Genomic DNA, 24,242 nt, shown 5'->3' with positions numbered 1-24,242 from the left:
ACTCTTTGGAGTAATACTTCTTTTCTTGACATGCCATCAAGGATAGAAATCCTACGGCAAAAAATAACCTTCTCATAAGAATAAAAATTTATACACGTCACAAAGCTAAGCCAAGTTATTTTAATAAGCAAATTTACATATCATTTTTCTTTCTTGCTTAAACATAAATATTTTATAATGAATAAGTTACAAGTAAAATTATTTTTATAAAATCTTAATAAATATAAAATCTAGTTTTTTTTGTAATTTTTAATATGTCTGAAAATACACTTTTCAACTCTTGATTAATCCCGATTCGATAAATATTTTTTTGGAGTAACTCCATATTTCTTTTTAAAAGCCGCAATAAAATGACTTGGAGTGCTATATCCTATTTTGGAACTTATTTCATTGATATTCATATCTTTACCCTCCAATAATTTTCGCGCAATTTCCATTTTATAATCGAACAAAAAAGCGTAAACTGAATCACCATAAATCTGCTTAAACCCTTCCTTTAACTTCTTAATATTCAACCCTATTTCATTGGAAAGTTCCTGTAAAGTAGGCGGTTCAATCATACGACCAATAATAATCTCTTTAGCTTTATGAATTTTAGCAATACTTTCTTCATCAGCCAAAAACGGACACTGCTCAATATCAGCTTCATTGGAACGATTAAAATAGAGCGCAAGTAGTTCATACACTTTCGCTTTCATATAAAAAGGCTGTAAATTTTTCTGAAAATTAGCATTCATTATCTGATGTAGTACCACCATAATAGCGGGTGCAATTTTGTCTTCCTTATAATACTTCTTGTCTCTATTTTCAAGACTTAAAAAATCCACATAACTGGCTTCATCGGAAAGTAACTTATGAAACTTTTGAATTGATATAAAAACCGAAACAATTTGTGACTTTGGCTCGACAATTTGATGCAGAGGTAAAGCCTGTTGTGGATTGTAAAGCAACAACATACATTCCGCATGTAGCGGTTTCTTGTAGTTCCCATTATTAAACAGAAATTGAGCTAATCCCTTGATATTGAAATGATACTGAATAAAATTCTGAGGAATTTCTTTTTTTATTTCTAAAGGCTCAGCTGTGTCATTTCCTATTTTTAAAAGGATGATATCCTCGCTAATAAGCACCACTTCAGAAGTACTTCCTGCGGTATTTTTTGAAAAAAAATATTGTAAATTTTTCATGTAATTTTATTTAGATTTGTTCTATATTTCCGTATATTCATTTTACTTAAAATACACATTATCAGTATAATAATTGCAAATATACAATAAAAAAAATAAACGCGTACTCAAAGAGACAAAAAAAGTTCTTTTAGCGTTATTTTTATATTTCAGTTGTGATTATTTTTGCGAAAGAATTAGCGAAGAATATTTTATGAATCAATATCATTTATCAAAGAGCAAAAGTTTTTACTGCATTGGGTTAAGCTACAAAAAAGCGGACGCTACAATGCGTGGTACTTTCAGTTTATCTTCTGAAAATAAGGCACTTTTGTTAGATGAGGCTAAGGCACAAGGCATTCAGGAGTTGTTAGTGATATCGACTTGTAATCGTACCGAGTTATATGGATATGCTGAACATCCTTTCCAGTTGATTCAATTGCTATGCGAATTTTCAAACGGTTCAGTGGACGATTTTCAAAAAATTGGATACATTTACAAAAACCGGGATGCTGTACAACATATTTTTCGAGTAGGGACTGGGCTAGATAGCCAAATTTTAGGTGACTTTGAAATCATCGGACAGATAAAACAAAGCTCTTCAGTTTCTCGCCAAAAAGGATTGTTAAGTACTTTTTTAGAACGCTTGATTAACAGCGTTATCAACGCCAGTAAACGCATCAAAAACGAGACGAATTTATCGGCAGGTGCAGCCTCTGTTTCGTTTGCTGCAGTACAATATATCTTGCAGAATGTGGCAAACATTTCTGAAAAAAACATCTTGCTATATGGCGTAGGAAAAATTGGGCGTAACACTTGCGAAAACCTTATCAAGCATACTCAAAACAATCATATTACTCTCATTAATAGAACTCGAAAAAAAGCTGAACAAGTAGCTGGAAAGTTCAACGTGTTGGTAAAAAATGAAAATGATTTGACCTCTGAGATTGCTAATGCAGATGTGTTGGTTGTGGCTACGGGAGCTCCACAACCTACTGTACACAAACAACTTATCGCAGAAAACAAAAAACTTTTAATTTTGGATTTGTCCATCCCTAAAAACGTAAACGAAAATGTGAAAGAGCTTTCGGGCGTAACGTTGGTTCACATGGATGCACTTTCAAAATTAACAGATGAAACTTTGGAACGCCGTAAAGAAGCCGTACCTAACGCTTTGCTGATTATTGAAGAGGTCAAAAATGAATTTTTCGAGTGGATGAATAGCCGTAAGTTTGCTCCTACTATTAAAGCATTGAAAAATAAATTAGAAAGCTTAAAACTTGCTGAATTGGATTTTCAACGCAAAAAAATCAACAACTTCAACGAAGAACAGGCTGAAATTATCAGTAATCGCATCATCCAAAAAATAACTACACAATTTGTAAACCACCTAAAAGACTCACAAACAGCTGACGAAACCATCAGCTGGATGCAACAAGTATTTCAGTTGGATGTAGAAGCTGTTTAAGGAATCTTTTGCCGTAATCTTTTTGACTGAATTAGAACAGATCTTTCTTCTTCAGATCTATAATCAGTTATAAAACATCTTTTAACTATTGAAGCTTCAGGGTTTTGAATCAATTAGTTGCTTTGTTGCTTACTTAATTTTTTTTCATATCTTTGTCCAAATAAAACCAAAATAGTTATGTACAATTTATTAAAAGGAAAAAGAGGAATCATTTTTGGAGCATTAGACGAAAATTCAATAGCTTGGAAAACAGCAGAACGTGTTCACGCCGAAGGAGGTAAATTCGTGCTTACGAATGCACCAATCGCAATGCGTATGGGACAAATCAAGCAATTGGCAGAAAAAACAGGCTCAGAAATCATCCCTGCAGACGCTACCAATATGGACGATTTACAGAACTTGGTAACCAAATCAATGGAAATTTTAGGCGGTAAAATTGATTTCGTATTGCACTCTATCGGGATGTCTGTCAATGTTCGTAAAAACATTCCTTACACCGAATCAAACTATGACTTTACTGAAAAGGGCTGGGATGTTTCGGCATTATCTTTCCATAAAGTGTGTCAAGTTTTGTACAAAAATGATGCAATGAACGAATGGGGAAGCATCGTCGCATTATCATATATGGCGGCTCAACGAACATTCCCTGACTATAATGATATGGCAGATAACAAGGCTTACTTGGAATCAATCGCTCGTAGCTTTGGATATTTCTTCGGAAAAGAGAAAAAAGTGCGTGTAAACACCATTTCACAGTCACCAACTCCAACTACAGCTGGACAAGGAGTAAAAGGTTTTGATGGGTTTATCGCCTATGCAGAAAAAATGTCTCCATTAGGGAACGCTACCGCACAAGATTGTGCTGACTACACTGTGAGTTTGTTCTCTGATTTAACACGAAAAGTTACAATGCAAAATCTTTTCCACGATGGGGGATTCTCTAATACAGGTGTAAGTCAAGAAGTTATAGAAAAATTTAGTTAGTTTTCCAAAAAATATACGCTAAAGGATTTACATTCAAGCTCATACCTATAAGCTTTTATACTTTTGGAAAGCAACATTATAAAATAAAAATTTCGACTGTATTGTGGATTTGATACAGTCGAGGTTTTTGTTGTTTCATGAGGTATACTTTTAAAATAAAGATACATCTCTCCTTGATTTAAGTTGAGATTTTTTGTGTTATGCTAAAAAAAATCATCGTATTCCCTTTTGTGCTGTTGGTTCAGTTTTACCAGATTTTCATCTCCCCCTTGAAACCACCTACGTGTCGTTACACACCTACCTGTTCAAGTTATACCATCGAAGCTCTAAAAAAACACGGACTAGTCAAAGGAGGTTGGTTAGCAATAAAACGCATTTTTAGTTGCCATCCTTGGGGAGGAAAAGGTTATGACCCTGTACCTTAATCAGATATAAAAAAACAAAAACAATGAATTGGGAAGATTTACTTTCACTAAATCGCTTTGGCGATACCAAAAAACGTCTCAGAAAAGGGCAAGATGAAAATCGCCTTAACTTTGATGTGGACTATGATCGCGTAGTTTTTTCAAGTGCTTTTCGCAGTTTACAGGACAAAACCCAAGTGATTCCTCTGTCAAAAACAGGATTCGTACACACACGCCTAACACATAGCATTGAGGTTTCGGTGGTAGGTCGTAGTTTAGGTCGTAGTATCGGAACGCACGTGCTTAATAGATTACCTCACATGCAAGAACTCGGTTATTTGGCCAATGATTTTGGTGCAATTGTAGCGGCTGCATCTGTTGCTCACGACATTGGGAATCCTCCGTTCGGACACAGTGGAGAAAAAGCTATTGGGGAATTTTTCAAATATAAAAAAGGAGCTACTATCAAGCATTTACTCTCGGGAAAAGAGTATCAAGACCTTTGTAGCTTCGAAGGGAACGCCAATGGATTCCGCATTCTGAATGAATCACGCCCAGGAGTTGAAGGAGGATTGCGTTTGTCGTATGCCACCTTAGGGGCTTTTCTAAAATATCCAAAAGAATCGTTACCTGTACGTCCTACAAAGAACATTGAAGACAAAAAATACAGTGTTTTTCAGTCGGAAAGTGCTTTTTTTAAAGAAGTCGCAAACGAACTAAAAATGCGCTCAAATTCAGATGATTACACACTTAGATATGCACGACATCCGTTAGCCTTTCTGGTTGAAGCTGCCGATGATATTTGCTACACCATCATAGATTTTGAAGACGGCATCAATTTGGGACTTATCCCCGAAGATTTAGCCTTGGAATACCTCGGAAAGTTAATCAATGAGCGAATCAACACCCAAAAATACAGCAAATTATGTACACGAGAAGAGCGTATCGCTTATTTACGTGCTATAGCTATTGGAACCTTGATTCACGAGGCAACTAACATATTCATCGAAAATGAAAAAACAATCTTAGCGGGAGAATTTCACAGTTCATTGCTCAGCAAAAGTGTGTTTAAATCTCAAATTGAAGACATTATAAACATCAGTATTTCACATGTTTACCATTCTAAAGAAGTTATCGAAAAAGAAATTTCGGGTTACACCATACTTCAAGACCTGCTTGAAATCTTTTTCACAGCAACTTTAAATGATTTCAATGGCAAAAAAAATACATTTGATGAACTTATCTTGAAAATAATTCCCGAAACTTATAAAAAAGATTCTTCACTGTACAACCGAGTTATGGGAGTTACCTGCTATGTAGCAAGTCTTACCGATTCCAAAGCTGTGGAGTTGCATTCAAAAATTAGGGGATAATAAGCACATGTCTTTATGAAAGTATTAGTAATCGACAATTACGACAGTTTTGTTTTTAATTTAGTACACTATCTTGAAGATTTAGGGTGCGAAGTAGTTGTAAAACGCAACGATGAAATATCTTTAACAGAGGTAGCTGATTTCCACAAAATCCTACTATCTCCTGGCCCAGGCATCCCAGACGAGGCAGGGTTAATGAAAGTTATCATTGAAAAATATGCTCCTTCAAAAAGTATATTTGGAATCTGTTTGGGGCAACAGGCTATCGGCGAGGTTTTTGGAGGAACACTGATGAATCTTCCTAAGGTTTTCCATGGAGTAACCTCTCAAGTAACTGTCATAGAGGAAGATCTCTTGTTCAAAAATATGCCTAAACAGTTCACAGTGGGTCGCTATCATTCATGGGTAGTTTCATCCGTATCTGATTCACTATCCGTAACTTCTGTTGATGAAAATGGATATATCATGTCGCTCCGTCATAAAGAATATGACATTCGAGGGGTACAATATCACCCTGAATCAATTCTTACTCCCTTCGGTAAAACGATACTGAAAAATTGGATTGAAAATTAAAACATCTCTTGCCTATAAGCGTAAAAATACTTACATTTGCGTGGTTTTTAACTCTAAATGTTTTATTTATGGATACAAATCAGAATCCAACATTCAATTATAACAAGAACCCCATATTCGATCAGCGTTCAGAACTTAAACAACCTATCAGCGCTACGGTTGTGTATGTATTGGCGATTATCGGAATCGTTTTCTCTTTTTGCTGTGGCGTGGGTTTGATTCCTGCCGTTATTGCTGTATTAATAGCAAGTACAAGAATCAATCAATACAATAGCAATCCCGAAATGTACTTAGGCATTGATAATTTAAAAACAGCAAGGACTGTTGCATATATCAGTGTAATAATCAGCGTGTTGATGGTCTTATTATCTATCTACCTAATTGCTATCGTGGGATTGGAAGGAATTGAACAAATGACTGAAGAAATGCCTTATAATCATTTTGATTAGTTTTTAAAATTACTATTCTAAGCAAAAAGGCTTATGCAGTTAAACTGAGAAAACACTCGTAAACCTTGCATAGAGCTTTCTTTAGTCACATTGAGACTGGTACAAAAAAGTTAAAAATTATACGTAAAACATCGTATTTCTGAGAAAATTCTTAGATTCCTTCGATAAATATTTATTAAAAATGAAAACATTTACATTACTCTGGGGAGGTATATACGGAATCACCTCTATCATTTTAGGAGCTTTTGGGGCACACGCTTTCAAAAAAATCCTGTCCGTTGAACGATTAGCAAGTTTTGAAGTAGGTGTGAAATATCAAATGTATTCGGCTTTATTGTTACTCATCATTGGATTCTTCTTAAAGTTTGAATCTTCTTTAGAAAAATGGACTTCCATTTTAGTGATTTTAGGAACATTTTTCTTCTCTGTAAGCATCTACTTTTTATCGTTTCAAGAACATTGGGGTGTCAGTTTGCGTTTTTTAGGGCCTATTACTCCTATCGGTGGTACACTAATGATTATAGGTTGGGGATTATTAATCGCTTATTTTATCAAGTCAAAAGCCTAAATACATTTCAAGATGAAACATATTTTTCAAAAGGCACTGCCCCATTTGGTGGCAGTTGTGCTTTTTATAGCTATAGCTTTGGCTTTTTTTTATCCAGTAATGCAAGGTAAAACCATTTTCCAAAGCGATATAGTACAGTATACCGGTATGGCGAAGGAACGAAACGACTTCCGACTAAGTCAAAATGAGGAATCTTACTGGACAAACAGTGCTTTCGGAGGGATGCCTACTTATCAATTGGGAGCTAATTATTCATACGATTTTATCAAAAAAATAGACAAAGCTATTCGCTTTCTACCTCGTCCCGCTGATTATTTATTTCTTTATTTTATTGGGCTTTACGTCTTATTGCTTACCCTAAAAGTAGATATGCGAACTGCCTTTATAGGTTCAATAGCCTTTGGACTTTCTACCTACTTGATTATTATACTCGGTGTGGGACACAATGCCAAAGCTCATGCTATAGGTTATTTCGCACCCGTACTTGCTGGTATCTTACTGGTTTTCAGAAAAAAATATCTTTGGGGAGGACTGCTAACAGCCTTTGCTCTGGCTCTCGAAATCAATGCAAATCACTTGCAAATGACGTACTATCTGATGTTATTAGTACTCGTTTTTGGATGTTTTATGCTATATAAAGCATGTAAAAACAAAGAATTAAATAATTTCTTGAAAGCTACAGCCACACTCGTTGGAGCTGTTATTTTGAGTGTATTCACCAACGCTACATCGCTTTTAGCAACTCAAGAATACACACAGTGGAGTACACGTGGCAAATCGGAACTAACGATTTCTCCAGACGGAACTAATAAATTAAATAGCGGATTATCAAAAGACTACATTACGGAATACAGCTACGGATTGGCAGAATCGCTAAACCTTATCGTTCCAAGGTTGTTCGGAGGTTCAAACAATGAAGCTCTCGGAAAGGATTCAAAAACCTACGATTTTTTGGTAAAACAAGGCGTTCCTCCAACTCAAGCATTGGAATTTACAAACGGATTGCCTACATATTGGGGAACTCAACCCATAGTTGCCGCTCCAGCCTATATAGGAGTAATCATCTTTTTCTTTTTCGTGTTATCTTTATTTTTAGTCAAAGGTTACAAAAAATGGTGGCTATTAACAGGAAGTATCATGGCATTGGTACTTTCATGGGGGAAAAATTTCGACATCTTAACAAATGTGATGATTGATTATTTCCCGTTATATAACAAATTCCGCGCAGTTTCATCTATTCAAGTAATTTTGGAATTGTGTGTACCGATTTTGGCAATGCTTGGTCTGTATCGATTTTTGAAAAATACGACTGAAGAAAATAAAAAACCGCTTTTGTACACCGTTTGTATTACCTTTGGCATCGTAATTTTACTACTACTCGGCAAGGGACTCTTTGATTTTAAAGGAGTTAGCGACACTTTATATGAACAATATTACGGACGCGAAGTCGTAGCGATGATTCAAGAAGATCGGCAGTCCATGTATACGAGCGATTTGCTCCGTAGCACCATCTTTATGTTACTTACTATATTGTTTTTGAATTTATATCAATACAAAAAGATATCCGAAAAGGGAGTACAAATAGCTCTACTATTACTCATCATTTTAGATTTAGGAGGCGTAGCAAGACGTTATGTAGATGAGAAAGATTTTGTATCAACACATCGGATGAAACAACCCTTTGAAGCTACACAAGCTGATAATATGATATTAGAAGACAAATCTGTTTACCGAGTGTACGAACCTGAAGTAGGCATCAACGGAGCAAGGACTTCATATTTCCATCATTCTATTGGGGGATACCACGCCGCTAAACCAAAACGTTTGCAAGAGTTATTTGAATATCAGATTTCAAACCGAAATACAGAAGTGCTTAACATGCTCAATGTTAAATACATACTTATGCGTAACGAAAATGGACAACTCCAACCGATGCAGAATGAGGACGCTTTAGGCAATGCTTGGTTTGTAAATAAAATAATTACCAAAGACACCAACGATGAAGTCATGCAAGGGCTTTCGGATTTTAACCCGAGAACTGAAGCCATCGTCTTGACAAAAGAGGTGGAAAATTTAAATTTCAAATCATCGACAATGGATAGTACTGCAACTATAGTACTGAAAAATTACAAACCAAACAAATTAGAGTATAAAACTGATAATCAACAAAAAGGGTTTGCCGTATTCTCCGAAATGCACTACCCTCACGGTTGGATTGCAACCTTAGATGGCATAGAAGCACCTCACTACAGGGTGAACTATCTTTTGCGTGGAATGGAAGTTCCTGCAGGAAAACATACTATCACCTTTGAGTTCAAACCTCAAGTAGTAGCCACTGGAACTAAAATCACCTTAGCTGGAAATGTATTGTTGATTTTGTGGTTGCTAGGAGCAGGAGTCGTTTTTTACAAGAATAGACGTACAAAAACAGACAAAAAATAGAATAAACTGTCCGAAAAGTTATTTTTCTAAGCATCATCATTTCGAATAGGCAACAAACGAAATGATAACAAAAGAACCAACTTTTCGGACAATTTTTTTTGGAGTAAAGCACCACTAAAATTACTACTCATCTTCTTTATATTCCAAAATATCAGCAGGTTGGCAGTCAAGTGCTTTACAAATAGCTTCAAGGGTGCTAAATCGGATGGCTTTGGCTTTTCCTGTTTTCAAAATGGAAAGGTTGGAAAGCGTTAAACCCACTTTTTCCGAAAGCTCATTTAACGATATTTTTCGCTTTGCCATCATTACATCTAAATTTACAATAATTGGCATAATATCAAATAGTTAAATCGTTTTCTTCCTTCATTTTTGTACTTATTTTAAGCACTTCACTCAAAGTCATAAATAACAAACCCACAGCTACCTTAAACAACACAGGATTTGTATCCAATCGGATTCCTATATTTTTGCGTTCTATAACGCTATAAATCATTAAAGAAATATCAGTACATATAGTTATGATTATCAGTAGAATTCCTATTTTATTCAAGTTTTTAACCACTTTTTCGTTAAAAATTCGTACTCGAAGAAATAAGTATGCAGTTTTTCTGAAAAGATAAAGAATATATATGAACAAAAGATAACCAATATACCAAAGCCAAAGCACAATTTTAGCGAATAATGTGTCAGCCGTAACATCATAACCGTTCACTCTGATAGTCTCTTCCAAAAAGAATGAAATAAAACTCAAAACCCCGAAAATTGATAAAATAAATAGCAAGTCGAGAATAGTTTTTAGAATAAATATTTTTCGCATAATATCAAATAGTTAAATCGTTTTCTTCTTGTAAATCTGTTCCTTTTTTAAAAATGTAAGCAAGTACATACATAGTTGACCCTAAAAGAAGTATTATTCCCATATCCGATGCCGTTCTACGGTTAAATTCTTGGTATGACGGGATGTTAATAAAAATAAAATCACTTATGGCTTGAAAAATAAATATGAAGCAACTTAAAGAAATAGCTATTTTACTGATTTTTAAAAAATTGTCAGCCAATTTCTCTTTAAAAAACGAGTTGTTCACATTTAATTTTGAAACAGATTTAGCCGCTATCAAACTCATATAAATTTTTGAAAAGGCAATAATTAACTCAAAAAAAACAATAATTCCGTAATAAATTGGGTAATTTTGGAAGAACATCAATTTTCTACCCCAGCTTGATGTGTTGTTCTCTCTCGAAAAAATCAAAGGAGATATGAATTCGAACAACATTCGTATTGCATCAAAAGAAAATATCACTAATATCAACCAAACAGTTAATTTAATGAGTTGAAAATCGGAAGATGTAATCTTTTTCATTGTATCTGATTTTAAAATTATGATGCAAATATAATAAATTTTTATCGAAAAACAATAAATATTTATTATATTATTTGATTAAGAAATATAAAAAATAAGCATAGATTATTTCAGGAACCTCGACTAAATATGAGTTCTTATTGAAGCTATTATGGGCAAAGAATAAAAAAAGCCCCGAAGTGGAGCTTTTCTTATAAAATGTATTCTATGATTATCTTTTGCTAATCTCAACAAAAGGTCTTTCTGTACTTCCTACGTACACTTGGCGTGGTCTTCCGATTGGCTCTCCACCTTGACGCATCTCTTTCCATTGAGCTATCCAACCTGGTAAACGTCCAATAGCAAACAAAACGGTAAACATTTCCACATGCATTCCCAACGCTCGGTAGATAATTCCTGAATAGAAATCCACATTTGGATACAAGTTTCTTGATTTGAAATACTCATCCTCCAAGGCTACTTTTTCTAAATGTTTGGCAATATCAAAAATTGGGTCATCAATTCCAAGTGAATTCAATACGTCATCCGCAGCTGCTTTGATGATTTTAGCACGAGGATCAAAATTTTTGTACACTCGGTGTCCAAAGCCCATCAAACGGAATGGATCGTCCTTGTCTTTTGCTTTTCTGATATATTTTTCCACATCACCACCGTCTGCTTTAATGTCTTCCAACATTTCTACTACAGCTTGATTGGCTCCTCCATGAAGAGGCCCCCAAAGAGCAGAAACTCCAGACGAAATGGTAGCAAATAAACCTGCATGAGACGAACCTACCAAGCGAACGGTAGAAGTTGAACAGTTTTGCTCGTGATCGCCATGCAGAATTAGCAATTTATTCAACGCACTTGCCACTCTTGGATTCACTTTGTACTTATTTGTTGGGACGGCAAACATCATATTTAGAATATTATCGATGTATTCCATATCATTGTTATAGTAGTTCAATGGAAGTCCTTCTCGTTTGCGATACACCCACGATGCCAATACAGGAATTTTTGCCATCACTTTACATACAGCTTCGTACACATCTTTCTCACAAGATACATCCACTGCCTTAGGATTGAAAGCTACCAAAGCACTGATCACCGATGACAACACTCCCATTGGATGGGCTGTTTTCGGGAAACCATCTAAAATACCTTTCATCTCCTCATGAATCATTGTGTACTTATGAATGGTAGTGATGAATTTTTCATACTCAGCTTTGGTTGGTAAATCCCCAAAAATCAGCAAATAAGCCACTTCCAAGAAATCTGCTTTCTCAGCTAACTCCTCAATATTATATCCTCTATAACGTAAAATCCCTTTTTCTCCATCCAAAAAAGTAATTGCACTTTTACAAGCTCCAGTATTTTTATAACCTGAATCCAAGGTAATCAACCCTGTTAAAGCACGTAATTTCTCAATGTCAATTGCTTTTTCATTTTCGGTTCCTGTAATCACTGGAAATTCATATTCTTTTCCGTCAAAGACTAATTTTGCTGTTTCTGCCATAAGTTTAATTATAAAGTTTTATTTTAGTAATATCGTTTTTTCGCTTAAAACGTGGCTAATATACAAAAAACTTTTCTGATCAACAAAAATTTTTATCCATTTTTTTAACGCAGTTACTTTTTGGACAGTTTCATTAACGGATTCTTAGCCCCTTTTTAAACGAAAATATAAAAAAAATAGCTTTCCGCTTTTTTTCGAAAACCCGACCTTTTACATCTGTTTATCTGTTACTCTTACAATTTACTTCTTCAACATTTTTAAAGATATTGAGAAAAACCAAAACATTTTGTGGGTACTCTACCTCACGTATCGAAATTCAAAAAAACATTATTTTTTTGAAACATAGATACAACATTCTAAAAGTAAAATCCTAACTACTAATTTTATAACTTAGACTCATCTATCAATATCAAACAACCGTTACTCTCTATACTATCTAAATCGTTTACAGGCACATACAAATGATTTTTGTGAAAAAGAATTCTTGAGCCTAAATTTTGATTATCGTATGTCAGTAAATAAACTTTGGTTTTGTTATTATTCCTATCGTGTTTAACGTAGTGTATTTTTCTTTGAAAAAGAAACGTAAATCTTAAAAAATCGGAATCTTCATAAACGTTCTGCACAAGGGAAGCATACTTGTTTATGTTCTCAGGCTGATTCGTAAACTGAATCAATTCATAGAATTCTTTTTTCTTAACATCCAAAGGAATTGATTTCTCTTGAAAATCCACAATATATTTGGGAAAGCATTCTTGTTTTTCTGTGATTGTAAAAATAGTATCATTAAGTATTTCCCAAAACAACATATTTTTGCCGTCTCCCACATTAAAATTATTTAGAGAAAAAAACTATGAGCCAACCACCTATTTTTAATATTCTTTTCAATGCTATAATCTTCCTTTAAAATGCTATATGAAGGAGTTTTTCTATGACTACCCCCATACATATTTTTTGAAATAAACTTCCCATCGGACAAAGGATAGATAAAATTTGGAGTTATACTATCATATCTATCGCTCAAGTTTATAGTTGATTTGTATCTACCTTGAAAATCGTAAATAATCATCCGTTTTGTCTGATCATCATATATAAAAACATCATCTCCCTTTATGAAGAAAGAATTAAAATTACTATATTCATCGGGGGCTGCTCCTTTTGAACCTATTTGGGATAGAAACCTCCCTTGTTCGTCAAAAAGAAAAAGATTACTTAAAGAGCGTATTAAAAAACCTTGACCATTTAAAACAATTTCATCCAAGTTTCCTAACATCGATTCTTCTGAAAACTCAAAACAGACCTTTCTTTCAATATGTTGAGATAAGTCAACGTTCTCAATTTTATCAAAATCAATAAGAATTTTGCAAAACTCCTTCCTGTCTTCTTTTTTTTTGCAACCAAAAATGAAAAAAGACATAAGTAGACAAAATAAAATAGAATGTTTCATACGAAAAAACGTTTAGTTATTCTACGAACAAAAGTATAAAAATATTTGAAATGCCTATTGCCATGAAATTAAAAAGTTATCGCCTAAATTTGAAAAAGAGAACATAGCATTCTCATAATCTCTAATTAAAAAAAGGGCGAAAGATTTTTCGCCCTTTTGTTATACTAATTTTACCAATAAATTATCGCCTTGTTTCTCAACCGAAGCTACCTTTTTGCTGGTCAGTCCTTTGATGGTTTTATCCCATTTTTTATTGGATAGTCCCGATTGGGTTTTTAACTCTTCCAACGGAAGTGTTTCGGCTTTTTGGAGGATTTCAAATACCATTTTTTCATCTTCGTTTAACTCTACTGTCTGTGTCGCTCTCGCCTCAGGCTTCATTTGTGGGAAGAAAAGCACTTCTTGTATGCTTTCGTTGTTGGTGAGGAACATTATAAGTCTGTCCATTCCGATTCCAAGCCCTGATGTTGGAGGCATACCAAATTCCAACGCTCGTAAAAAGTCTTGGTCGATGAACATTGCCTCATCGTCGCCTCGCTCGGAAAGAGCCATCTGTGCTTCGAAACGCTCACGTTGGTCGATAGGGTCGTTCAGCTCGGAATAAGCGTTGGCAATCTCTTTTCCGCAGACCATCAACTCGAAACGCTCGGTCAAATTTGCGTCATTGCGGTGTTCTTTGGTCAGTGGCGACATTTCCTTCGGATAATCCGTGATGAAAGTCGGCTGAATGAAATTCCCTTCGCACTTTTCACCAAAAATCTCGTCAATCAACTTGCCTTTGCCCATCGTTTCATCAACCTCAATGCCAATGGATTGGGCGAAATCGTACAATTCTTTTTCGGTTTTCCCTGTGATGTCAAACCCTGTGAATTTTTGAATGGCTTCGGTCATCGTAACTCGCGGATACGGAGCTTTGAAATCAATCTCGTGCTTTCCGAAAGTGGCTTTGGTTGAGCCATTTACGGCAATGGCACAATGCTCTAACAACTGCTCGGTAAATTCCATCATCCAATGATAATCCTTGTACGCCACGTAGATTTCCATAGCGGTAAATTCGGGGTTGTGGGTTCTGTCCATTCCTTCGTTTCGGAAGTTTTTGGAGAACTCATACACGCCGTCAAATCCGCCTACAATCAGCCTTTTAAGGTATAATTCATTGGCGATTCGCATATAAAGCGGAATGTCGAGCGAGTTGTGATGTGTGATGAACGGACGAGCCGCCGCACCCCCTGGAATAGATTGTAAAACAGGGGTTTCCACTTCCATATAACCACGCTCGTTGAAAAACTGACGCATCGCGTTGAAAAGTTTGGTGCGTTTGACGAACACTTCTTTTACGTGCGGATTTACCACCAAGTCCACGTAACGCATACGATAGCGAAGCTCGGGGTCGGTGAAGGCGTCAAATGTATTTCCATCGGCATCGGTTTTAGGAAGCGGCAACGGACGGAGTACTTTACTTAGTAGTTTGAAGTTTTTTACCCGTACTGATTTTTCACCCACTTGTGTAAGGAAAAGTTCGCCTTCCACACCGATGAAATCACCCAAGTCGAGCAATTTTTTAAATACTTCATTGTAAAGGGTTTTGTCTTCGTCAGGACAAATTTCATCACGATTGATATAGAGCTGTACGCGTCCTTGGCTGTCTTGTAATGAAGCAAAAGAGGCTTTCCCTTGAATACGGACGGACATTAGTCGCCCCGCCAAAGTTACCTTCTTTCCCTCTTGAAAATCCGATTTTACATCGGCAGAAGTTGTATCAACAGGGTACAATTCCGCTGGATACGGATTGATACCCAATTCTTTTAATTTATCAAGTTTTTCTCTACGAATTATCTCTTGTTCTGATAGTTGCATATAATTAATCGATTTTGTTGTATATTTTCTTTGAAGATAAACATATTATTGATTTAAAAAAGCCATCGTTTTCTGGAAAAACTCATCTGGATTTTGTGCATGTAGCCAGTGTCCTGATTTTGAAACCATTTCAATTTTTGCATTTGGAAAATGTTGTTTAATCAGTGGTTCATCGCTTGGCATCACATATTCCGAAAACTCTCCTTTTAGGAATAGAATTTTCCCATCGAAAGTGTTATTTTTCGGTAATTCAACTCCAATTTCATACTCATTTTCCATAAGAGCTTCTAAATTAAAGCGAAAATCCAATTGATCTTTTGTTTTCCAAAATAAATTTTTTAGTAAAAATTGTCTTACATCAGCTTGGCTGACGTACAAAGATAGTTGCTTGTCGGCTTCCGAACGCGATTTGACAACTTCAAAATCAATCGAAGCTAATCCTTGTAAAATTTGTTGATGATGTGGTGGATAAAATTTTGGTGCAATATCTGCAACAATCACAGAATCAACCATGTTCGGATACTCCGTAGCAAATAACATTGCTGTTTTTCCTCCCATAGAGTGTCCAATTAAATCGAAAAGAGTGATGTTTTTCACTTGGGCATAATGCTTCAAATCTTCTGTTAGAATAGAATAGCTAAATTCTTGGTGATGAAAACTGTGTCCATGATTCCGTTGGTCGATAAGGTGTACCTCATACCCTGCTTCGGCATATTTGATTCCTAAAGTTCGCCAATTGTCCGACATGCCAAGAAATCCGTGTAAAATAAACAACGGTTTCCCTTCGCCTATGATTTGTGAATGCAATACGTTCATTGCTCAATTTTGTGTGTTATATTCCTTTCGGCAAAGATACTTCTAAAATATGAAAATTCAACTTATTGATAAATAAAAAACAAAAAAAACGTTTTTGGAACGATTTTCGCTATAAAAAATAATAGGAAATTAACCACTAATTTTATGAAAAAAATAATATATATTTTTATAAGTTTATGTTTGCTAACAGCTTGTAATGAAACAGATAACAACCAAAAATCGGCTAAAAATCTGCATTTGCCACAGTCTATAGGGCAATTAAATTCTTTAGCCGTAGTCATTGACAATACGCTTTGGGAAGGTTTTGTGGGGGATACTATCCGAAAATATTTTGCCTCGCCTTTAGAAGGTCTTCCAACCGAAGAACCAATTTTTTTATTACATCAGATTCCTCCGCAAATTTTTACGGATAACACTCGAAATAGTAGGAATGTATTGATTATCAGTCAAGATTCACTTAATAAATCATTCGTAAAAGAGAATTTGTATGCACGTCCTCAAAAAGTGGGTGTTATCAAAGGTAAAACAAAACGAGACATCAGTTGTGAGATTCAAGAGCATTTTGCCAAAATGATCGAAGAATTTAGGGATAACGATATTAAGGAGGCTCAATCACGATTCCAAAAATCTTTGAATAAAGAAACGGCGTTGCAGGAAAAATTAGGCTTTTCGCTCACAATGCCCTCTGTTTACAAAATTGTGAAGCAAGAAAATAATTTCTTCTGGATAGAACGTCAAATTAAGGGGGGAACTTCCAACTTAATTGTTTATGAGATGCCTATTAATAGCATACCAAAAGACAATAGCCGAGCTGAAACCATCGTAAGAATGCGTGATTCCATCGGTGAACGATACATACCAGGTAGAAAAGAAGGTATGTACATGATTACCGAAACATCCTTTGCTCCCAGCATTACAGATATGAAAATTAAAAACAGGAATGCTATGGAAAGCCGTGGTTTGTGGGAAATGAAAAATTTCTTTTTAGGAGGACCTTACCTGAATTATATTATCGAAGATGTTCCTAATAACCGTTTAGTCGTACTTGAAGGCTTCATTTTAGCTCCAAGAATAGAAAAAAGAGATTATCTATTTGAATTAGAAGCTATTGTAAAATCCATTGAGTTTGCAAAGTAATTTGTCACTTAATTTTTTGGTGTAAAAGATAGTTTTCGTTTGTGGGAATTGTTCGTTTTCTTTTTTGCAGTCAAAAGCGTTTGAAATGGATAAAGTATCCCTAAAAGTAGGTATTTTAAAATTAATCTTATATCTTTGGGGTTTAATTTTGAATACAAGACAATTTGCAATTCTACAACACAAATGAAAACACTTATCAAAGATGTACATATTATCAATGAGAATCAAGTGATTAGAGGTGATATACTCATTGAAGGAGAACGAATAGCCAAAATAGCACCCAATATTACAGCGGAAAACGGATACACAGTTATCGAAGGAAAAGGGCATTACTTATTGCCAGGAGTAATTGATGATCAAGTTCATTTTAGAGAACCTGGGTTGACGCACAAAGCCAATATAGCTTCCGAAAGTGCAGCGGCTGTTGCGGGAGGAGTAACTACTTTTTTTGAACAACCCAACACTGTTCCCCAAACCACAACTATTGATCTTTTGGAAGAAAAATTTGAAATTGCATCGAAAACTTCTTTCGCTAATTTTTCGTTTTTTCTTGGTGGAACGAATGATAATTTAGAGGAACTAAAGCGATTAGATCGCAAGGCTTGTGTGGGTATTAAACTATTTTTAGGCTCTTCCACAGGGAACATGTTGGTAGATAATGAGCAAACTATTGAACGTATTTTTTCGAATGTGGATATGGTTATAGCTACCCATTGTGAGGATGAGCAAACCATCCGGCACAACATGGAGCGTTACTCTCAACAGTTTGGTTATCAAATACCTATGCAAATTCATCCTTTAATTCGAAGCCATGAAGCTTGTTATTTATCTTCGTCTAAAGCTGTTTCCTTAGCTCAAAAAACAGGAGCGAGATTACACGTTTTTCATCTTTCAACAGCTCAAGAAACAGAGCTTTTTAGAAATGACATTCCTTTGAAAGATAAAAAGATAACTGCGGAAGTATGTGTACATCATTTGTGGTTTTCCGATGCTGATTACGATCAAAAGGGAAGCCTCATTAAATGGAATCCAGCGGTCAAAACGGCTAATGATCGTGAGAGCTTGTGGGAAGCCTTGTTAGACGACCGTCTGGATGTAATTGCTACCGATCATGCTCCTCATACACTCGAAGAAAAGCAAAATCAAGAATATCATAAAATTCCCTCGGGAGGCCCTTTGGTGCAACATTCGTTAGTAGCAATGCTTGAGCAACATCATAAAGGACGTATCTCAATTCAGAAAATAGTTGAAAAAATGTGCCACAATCCCGCAATTTTATTTGAAGTGAAGGATAGAGGGTTTATTCGTGAAGGGTATTATGCTGATTTAGTTTTAGTTGATTTGAATAGTCCGTGGAAAGTGACCACAGAGAATATTTTGTACAAATGTGGATGGTCTCCTTTTACAGATTCTGTGTTCAAATCAAAAATCACAACCACATTCGTTAATGGAAAAATGGTATACAATGATGGAATTATTATTGGAGAGGCGGCAGGAAAACGCGTTACTTTTAATAGATAAGCTATGAAAATAAGATTATATATTTTGATTATTCTATGTTTTTCGGTGCTGTCATGTGGTGAAAATATTGTAAAAAAGCCTCAAAAATTTCTTTCGGAAAGAGAAATGCAGAATTTGATGTATGATTTAATCCTTTTAGACGCTATAAAAAGTACAGATTACACAATGATGGACACATTAAATATCTCTTTTCAGGAATTGATATACAAAAAATATGAAATTGATAGTTTAATTTTAGCTCAAAATATGGAATATTATGCTTCTTTTCCTCAAAAATATGATACAATAATCAAAAATGTTGAGTTACGATTGAAACGAGAACGAGATAGCATCATTCCAGAAATTGATGCAACATCAGTCACACCTTTAGAAGTAGACTAAAAAATACAGAACCTTGGAAAGTCATCTATTATCTCCGCCTTTTTTATCCTGGATTTTCCCATTATTCCTCTTTGTTTTTGGGGTTATAGCCTTTATGAAAATGGTTTATCCCAATCATTTTTCGGAATATGTAAAATTACCATTAAATGATAAGTACATTGTGATTTACGAGAAAAAAGAACGAAAAATACATCTTTTTACGTTTTTTTTATTTTTTTTGCAATGGTTTTCGTTGAGCTTATTTTTCTATGTTTGTGGACAGATATATGATCTACAGTTTCCTGTTAGTACTGGATTTTTATTTTTAGACATCGCTGTATTACTTCTGTTGCTTTTAGGTTTAAAGCTTGTTGTACAAACTTCTATAGCTCAAGTGTTTGAGTTGAGAGGGTTTAGTAAGGGGTACATGTTTAGTCGTATAGCATATTCAAGTTATGGAGCTATTTTGGTGGTTGTAATGTTATTCTTTATTCTATATGCAGTGTCTTTAGAAAAAAAATACATCTATTTACTTTTCGGCATACTATTAATAATCAACGTATTAGGTTGGATTTCGATTGTAAAATCCAATCAAAAGATGATAAAACCTTACATTATTTATTTTATTTTGTATCTTTGCACCCTTGAAATAGCACCGTATGTCTTCTTTATCTATGGGATTAGATTTTTATAGAAACAAATTCGGTGAACTAATAACATCCGTAGGATTTATTTAGCACAAAGCAAACAGTAATTATTTATGAAAGTAAAAAGTATCTTGGTTTCACAACCAGAGCCGAAGGCAGAAAACTCTCCGTATGCTCATATTATTGAAAATCAAAGGGTTAAAATTGATTTTATTCCATTCATAAAAGTCGAAGGGGTTAGTGCTAAAGATATACGTTTACAGAAAATAGATTTAACAAAATTTTCTGCTATTATATTAACCAGCAGAAAATCTGTGGATCATTATTTTAGAATTGCAGAAGAAATGCGTTTTAAGGTACCTGACACCATGAAATATTTCTGTCAATCTGAAGCGATTGCATTCTACTTGCAAAAGTACATCACTTACAGAAAAAGAAAAATTTATGTAGGAAAGAAAGAATTTTCTGATTTGTTGCCTATTTTGAAAAAATACAAAGAGGAAAACTTCTTATTCCCCGGTTCAGATACTTGTAAGGCAGAACTTGCCACAGCTCTTAATGATTTGAAAATCAAATGGGAAAGAGCAATTTTTTATAGGACTGTTCATTCTGATTTATCAGGAATAAGCAACTTTAATTACGATATTTTGGCTTTCTTTAGTCCTGCAGGTATTGAATCGTTGTTTAAAAATTTTCCTAATTTCACCCAGAATAACACAAAAATAGCCGTTTATGGTGATTCAACTTTAAAAGCAGCCCAAGAGGCGGGGTTGGTCATCGACATAAAGGCTCCTTCTCCTGAAACGCCTTCAATGACAATGGCTTTGGAGCAGTATATTTCAAAAGTAAATGGAAAAAAATAGTTAGGGCGATCAATGATACAAGTTATATAATCTGAAGGCAATAGTGGAATCTAATTTGCCTTTAGCTTTTAGTACAACACTAAAGTTTTACCCTATTCCATGAAATGACCTGAGTGCCATCGGAATAGTGACAAAGGTGATAGTTAGGTGATAAAGAAATGTTTTTCAGATGATAATTTATATTTAATTTGTTTATTTTCAGACCTCTAAGATTCCATTCTTGATGATGTATGTCATACCGAAACAAAGATTCTTTTATATCTAAAAACAGGCAATAACGTTCTGTAAGCCAAAGGTCTAAAGGTGTCTTTTCAAGTATAATTTCCTCTATGTCAAATGATACGTCCAAAAGGAAATTCTTGTTTTTGTTTTCTGAATTATATTGATTATCAGCACGTTTTATCGTTGCAAACTCATATGGAAGTCCTGATAAGCATTTCGCTACAATAGCTGATAGTAGTTTTCCTGCTTCAATATTTAAAAAATAGACCCCTTTTTTACCATCTTTTTCTACATACGTTCGGATATTTATCTCATGAAAGTCAGAAATAAAGGAAATGGCGGGTAGTTGTTTTGGTCTTATTTTCTCCATAGTGAATGCTACTAACGAGATGTAGCAATCATTATTGTAACTATCTAATTGTAAGCCGGTTGGAACTAATTGACGCAACAACTCATAAGGTACTTTATAATGTAAAAACAAGGCTCGATTCCACTCTTGATAGTATGTCCAATTGCCTTTCGGAAGTGGATATGGTCGATGTTCGTTGTTTTTTAAAATGTTTGTGATAATGCTCATTTTAGGTTTGTTCAGTTATTTTCTCTTCTTTTGGAAAAGCTTTTTTGTTGAACATAAGCAATAGCCCTACGGCAACGCATATGGCAGAATCGGCAACATTGAAAACTGGTTCAAAAAACTGAAAACGGTTACCTCCCCAAATTGGCAACCATTCAGGAAGAGTAGTGTCAATCAAAGGGAAGTAGAACATGTCTACTACTTTGCCGTGAAACCAAGTCCCATAGGGTTGTTCTGAGAACAGAGTCGCTACGTTGTTGTAGCTATGGTCAAAAATCACTCCGTAGAAAACAGAATCAATAATATTACCTAATGCTCCTGCTAAAATCATTGATATAGAAATGATTAAAATAGGATGCCGTTGCTTTTTTATGGATGATATCAACCAATAGCCTATCCCGAAAACCGCAAAAATACGGAAAAGTGTTAAGGCTAGTTTTCCATAAACTCCGGGGATTTCAGCTCCCCATGCGGCTCCGTTGTTTTCAATGAAATAGATTTTAAACCAACTAAAAACGTCTACACTTTCATTCAGAATAAAATTTGTTTTAATGTATATTTTACTAACTTGGTCAATGATTAATATCGCAAGAATGATAAAAATGGCGTGTTTTAATTTCATAGAATTATAAGTATATGAGGGGCAAAAGTAAGTCTTTTTTGGTAAATAAGCTAAAAAACTTAGTATTGAACTTACTTAAATTTGCATTTACTAATAGGTTTAAAATTTCAACAATTGTGTAAAGAATCTATTTTGGTTACATGAATTTCAATAACTCTTCGAGATGTTCTCGGCTATTGGAAAGTCGTGGCACTTTGTTTTGTCCTCCTAGTTTTCCTTTGTTTTTGAGCCAATCGTGAAACAGATTTTGTCGGGCTACATGAACGGTAGGCATGTTAAGAGTCATGTTATTATAACGCTTAGCTTCGTAGTCGGAGTTTACTTTTTTGAGTTCTTCATCTAATATTTCGGTGAATTTTTCGATGTTCAAAGGTTCTTTATCGAACTCAATGATCCACTCATGTCCGCCTTTGAGTTTATCTTTCATGAAGATAGGAGCTACTGTATAATCTTTCACATGGCTATTGGTAAGTTCACAAGCTTTTTTTAGTCCTTTTTCCGTATTTTCGATAATAAGTTCTTCTCCAAAAACATTGATAAAGTGCTTGGTACGTCCTGTAATTTTGATACGATAAGGTGAAACAGAGGTGAAACGAATCGTATCTCCGATGATGTATCGCCAAAGTCCTGCATTTGTGGTGATTACCATTGCGTAGTTCTTTCCGAGTTCTACTTCGGATAGAGGAATCACTTTTTGTTGGTTGGTTCCGAAAGTATCCATCGGAATAAATTCGTAGAACACACCATAGTCTAGCATCAAAAGCAATTCATCGGAATTATTTCTGTCTTGAATCCCAAAAAATCCTTCTGAGGCATTGTAAATTTCATAGTAGCGGAAAGTATCGGAAGGGATTATTTTTTTGTATTGTTCGCGATATGGGACAAAACTAACTCCTCCGTGAAAATATACTTCCAAATTTTTCCATATTTCGAGTAAATTATTTTTTCCAGTTTCTTCTAACACTCGGTTGAGTAGGACAAGCATCCATGAGGGAACTCCAGCCATGCTGGTTACATTTGCGTTTTTAGCTTCTTTGACAATAGCTTGTAGTTTTGTTTCCCATTCGCTCATGAGCGACACCTTATTGCTTGGAGTAGAACTAAATTCTGCCCAAAATGGTAAGTTTTCAATTAGTATTGCTGATAAATCACCGAAATAAGTGTCGTTCTCTTGATATAGTTCTTTGCTTCCTCCAAGGCGTAAACTCTTACCTGTAAATAGATTAGAGTTTTCATTATTGTTTAAGTATAAACAAAGCATATCTTTGCCTGATTTGTAATGACAATCCTGCAAAGCCTCTTCGCTGACGGGAATAAATTTACTCTTAGCATTAGTTGTCCCACTACTTTTAGCAAACCATTTGATGGGAGAATGCCAAAGAACGTTACGTTCACCCTTTCTGGCTCGGTCAATATAGGGTTCAAATTCCTCGTAGGTTACCAAGGGTGTATTTCGTACGAATTGCTGGTAATTTTCAATTTCGGAAAAACCATATTTTTTTCCAATTTCGGTGTCTTTAGCAGCGTTTAGCAATTCCGCTAAAACACGCTCCTGTGTCTGGTGGGGGTTATTTACAAATTGCTGAATTTGGTCAATACGTCGTCTTAAAAACCAAGAGGTTATCGAATTAAATAGTGCTAATGGCATTTTTAATGTTTTTTAAAATTGATTGAAACTTCCGATATGATTTGTTCAATTGCTTTTTATCTCTCGCATATCGTTTGTATAATAGATTTTGATAATCAGAACTTTACAGAGTTTTGTTGTTGTTTATCAAATACATTTTTCTCAAAAGTTATTACGAATCTGTTAAAATTAAAAATTCCTTAATACAAACAGAATGAATAAAATCTAAATTTTGCACAGTCCTAAACTTCCGTAAAAATGAGGGG

Annotated in this window: 25 protein-coding genes; 13 read left to right on the top strand and 12 right to left on the bottom strand. The window is 34.9% G+C overall.

Going from position 1 to position 24,242, the window contains the following annotated elements:
- Nucleotides 1-284: 284 nt before the first annotated feature.
- Nucleotides 285-1,187, bottom strand: a complete 903-nt coding sequence (locus tag CGC52_RS08585; RefSeq protein WP_042347109.1) for an AraC family transcriptional regulator — start codon at nt 1,185-1,187, stop codon at nt 285-287.
- A 193-nt stretch (nt 1,188-1,380) separates the two neighbouring features.
- Here CGC52_RS08585 and hemA point away from each other — a divergent pair, with 193 nt between their 5' ends.
- The 8 genes from hemA to CGC52_RS08545 all read left to right on the top strand — a co-directional run bounded on the left by hemA (nt 1,381) and on the right by CGC52_RS08545 (nt 9,427).
- Nucleotides 1,381-2,634, top strand: coding sequence for a glutamyl-tRNA reductase (hemA, locus tag CGC52_RS08580; RefSeq protein ID WP_042010309.1), 1,254 nt, complete (start codon nt 1,381-1,383; stop codon nt 2,632-2,634).
- Between the two features lie 177 nt (nt 2,635-2,811).
- Nucleotides 2,812-3,618: an enoyl-ACP reductase gene (locus tag CGC52_RS08575; protein ID WP_042010276.1), complete on the top strand. Its 807-nt coding sequence runs from the start codon at nt 2,812-2,814 to the stop codon at nt 3,616-3,618.
- Nucleotides 3,619-3,818: 200 nt separating this feature from the next.
- Complete coding sequence (gene yidD, locus CGC52_RS08570; protein WP_042345442.1) at nt 3,819-4,043, top strand: membrane protein insertion efficiency factor YidD; 225 nt, start codon at nt 3,819-3,821, stop codon at nt 4,041-4,043.
- A 23-nt stretch (nt 4,044-4,066) separates the two neighbouring features.
- Nucleotides 4,067-5,395, top strand: coding sequence for a dGTP triphosphohydrolase (gene dgt / locus CGC52_RS08565; protein WP_095894108.1), 1,329 nt, complete (start codon nt 4,067-4,069; stop codon nt 5,393-5,395).
- Between the two features lie 15 nt (nt 5,396-5,410).
- Nucleotides 5,411-5,968, top strand: a complete 558-nt coding sequence (locus CGC52_RS08560) for an aminodeoxychorismate/anthranilate synthase component II (protein WP_095894107.1) — start codon at nt 5,411-5,413, stop codon at nt 5,966-5,968.
- Nucleotides 5,969-6,036: 68 nt separating this feature from the next.
- The gene (locus tag CGC52_RS08555; protein ID WP_052458244.1) at nt 6,037-6,417 is read left to right on the top strand and encodes a CCC motif membrane protein; all 381 of its coding nucleotides are present in this window, start codon (nt 6,037-6,039) and stop codon (nt 6,415-6,417) included.
- Nucleotides 6,418-6,598: 181 nt separating this feature from the next.
- Entirely contained in the window at nt 6,599-6,985 is a 387-nt protein-coding gene (locus CGC52_RS08550; protein ID WP_042010265.1) for a DUF423 domain-containing protein, read from the top strand.
- 12 nt (nt 6,986-6,997) lie between these two features.
- A complete protein-coding gene (locus tag CGC52_RS08545) occupies nt 6,998-9,427 on the top strand; it encodes a YfhO family protein (protein WP_095894106.1) in 2,430 nt (809 codons plus the stop codon).
- A gap of 123 nt (nt 9,428-9,550) precedes the next feature.
- On the opposite strand, the gene CGC52_RS08540 is transcribed toward CGC52_RS08545, so the two are convergent.
- The 8 genes from CGC52_RS08540 to CGC52_RS08505 form a co-directional block, all read right to left on the bottom strand.
- Nucleotides 9,551-9,760, bottom strand: a complete 210-nt coding sequence (locus tag CGC52_RS08540; RefSeq protein WP_042010260.1) for a helix-turn-helix transcriptional regulator — start codon at nt 9,758-9,760, stop codon at nt 9,551-9,553.
- A gap of 4 nt (nt 9,761-9,764) precedes the next feature.
- The gene (locus tag CGC52_RS08535) at nt 9,765-10,244 is read right to left on the bottom strand and encodes a DUF2975 domain-containing protein (RefSeq protein WP_095894105.1); all 480 of its coding nucleotides are present in this window, start codon (nt 10,242-10,244) and stop codon (nt 9,765-9,767) included.
- Nucleotides 10,245-10,248: 4 nt separating this feature from the next.
- Nucleotides 10,249-10,788: a hypothetical protein gene (locus CGC52_RS08530; protein ID WP_042010253.1), complete on the bottom strand. Its 540-nt coding sequence runs from the start codon at nt 10,786-10,788 to the stop codon at nt 10,249-10,251.
- 211 nt (nt 10,789-10,999) lie between these two features.
- Nucleotides 11,000-12,283, bottom strand: coding sequence for a citrate synthase (locus CGC52_RS08525; RefSeq protein ID WP_095894104.1), 1,284 nt, complete (start codon nt 12,281-12,283; stop codon nt 11,000-11,002).
- Between the two features lie 383 nt (nt 12,284-12,666).
- Entirely contained in the window at nt 12,667-13,110 is a 444-nt protein-coding gene (locus CGC52_RS08520; RefSeq protein ID WP_157909132.1) for a hypothetical protein, read from the bottom strand.
- Between the two features lie 11 nt (nt 13,111-13,121).
- Nucleotides 13,122-13,700: a 6-bladed beta-propeller gene (locus tag CGC52_RS08515; protein WP_157909131.1), complete on the bottom strand. Its 579-nt coding sequence runs from the start codon at nt 13,698-13,700 to the stop codon at nt 13,122-13,124.
- 189 nt (nt 13,701-13,889) lie between these two features.
- Nucleotides 13,890-15,587 (bottom strand): lysine--tRNA ligase, encoded by a 1,698-nt coding sequence (lysS, locus tag CGC52_RS08510; protein ID WP_095894101.1) that lies wholly within the window; start codon nt 15,585-15,587, stop codon nt 13,890-13,892.
- 45 nt (nt 15,588-15,632) lie between these two features.
- The gene (locus CGC52_RS08505) at nt 15,633-16,403 is read right to left on the bottom strand and encodes an alpha/beta fold hydrolase (RefSeq protein ID WP_095894100.1); all 771 of its coding nucleotides are present in this window, start codon (nt 16,401-16,403) and stop codon (nt 15,633-15,635) included.
- 144 nt (nt 16,404-16,547) lie between these two features.
- Here CGC52_RS08505 and CGC52_RS08500 point away from each other — a divergent pair, with 144 nt between their 5' ends.
- From CGC52_RS08500 to CGC52_RS08480, 5 genes are all read left to right on the top strand, one after another.
- A complete protein-coding gene (locus CGC52_RS08500) occupies nt 16,548-17,540 on the top strand; it encodes a DUF4837 family protein (RefSeq protein WP_042010239.1) in 993 nt (330 codons plus the stop codon).
- Between the two features lie 183 nt (nt 17,541-17,723).
- Nucleotides 17,724-19,061, top strand: a complete 1,338-nt coding sequence (locus tag CGC52_RS08495) for a dihydroorotase (protein WP_095894099.1) — start codon at nt 17,724-17,726, stop codon at nt 19,059-19,061.
- Nucleotides 19,062-19,064: 3 nt separating this feature from the next.
- Nucleotides 19,065-19,442, top strand: a complete 378-nt coding sequence (locus CGC52_RS08490; RefSeq protein ID WP_042010233.1) for a DUF4296 domain-containing protein — start codon at nt 19,065-19,067, stop codon at nt 19,440-19,442.
- Nucleotides 19,443-19,455: 13 nt separating this feature from the next.
- On the top strand, nt 19,456-20,115 hold the full coding sequence (locus tag CGC52_RS08485) for a DUF4271 domain-containing protein (protein ID WP_095894098.1): 660 nt from the start codon (nt 19,456-19,458) through the stop codon (nt 20,113-20,115).
- 66 nt (nt 20,116-20,181) lie between these two features.
- Nucleotides 20,182-20,931: a uroporphyrinogen-III synthase gene (locus CGC52_RS08480; RefSeq protein ID WP_042010227.1), complete on the top strand. Its 750-nt coding sequence runs from the start codon at nt 20,182-20,184 to the stop codon at nt 20,929-20,931.
- 79 nt (nt 20,932-21,010) lie between these two features.
- Here CGC52_RS08480 and CGC52_RS08475 read toward each other — a convergent pair whose 3' ends face one another.
- From CGC52_RS08475 to CGC52_RS08465, 3 genes are all read right to left on the bottom strand, one after another.
- On the bottom strand, nt 21,011-21,730 hold the full coding sequence (locus CGC52_RS08475; RefSeq protein WP_095894097.1) for a YqjF family protein: 720 nt from the start codon (nt 21,728-21,730) through the stop codon (nt 21,011-21,013).
- Between the two features lies 1 nt (nt 21,731).
- Nucleotides 21,732-22,349: a lipoprotein signal peptidase gene (locus tag CGC52_RS08470; protein WP_042347129.1), complete on the bottom strand. Its 618-nt coding sequence runs from the start codon at nt 22,347-22,349 to the stop codon at nt 21,732-21,734.
- Between the two features lie 136 nt (nt 22,350-22,485).
- Entirely contained in the window at nt 22,486-23,997 is a 1,512-nt protein-coding gene (locus CGC52_RS08465) for a GH3 auxin-responsive promoter family protein (RefSeq protein ID WP_095894096.1), read from the bottom strand.
- Nucleotides 23,998-24,242: the final 245 nt, after the last annotated feature.

Source organism: Capnocytophaga sp. H2931 (assembly GCF_002302535.1).
Classification (GTDB): Bacteria; Bacteroidota; Bacteroidia; order Flavobacteriales; family Flavobacteriaceae; genus Capnocytophaga; species Capnocytophaga canis.
Note: the sequence above shows the minus strand (reverse complement) of the source record. Positions and strands in the feature narration are given on the sequence as shown.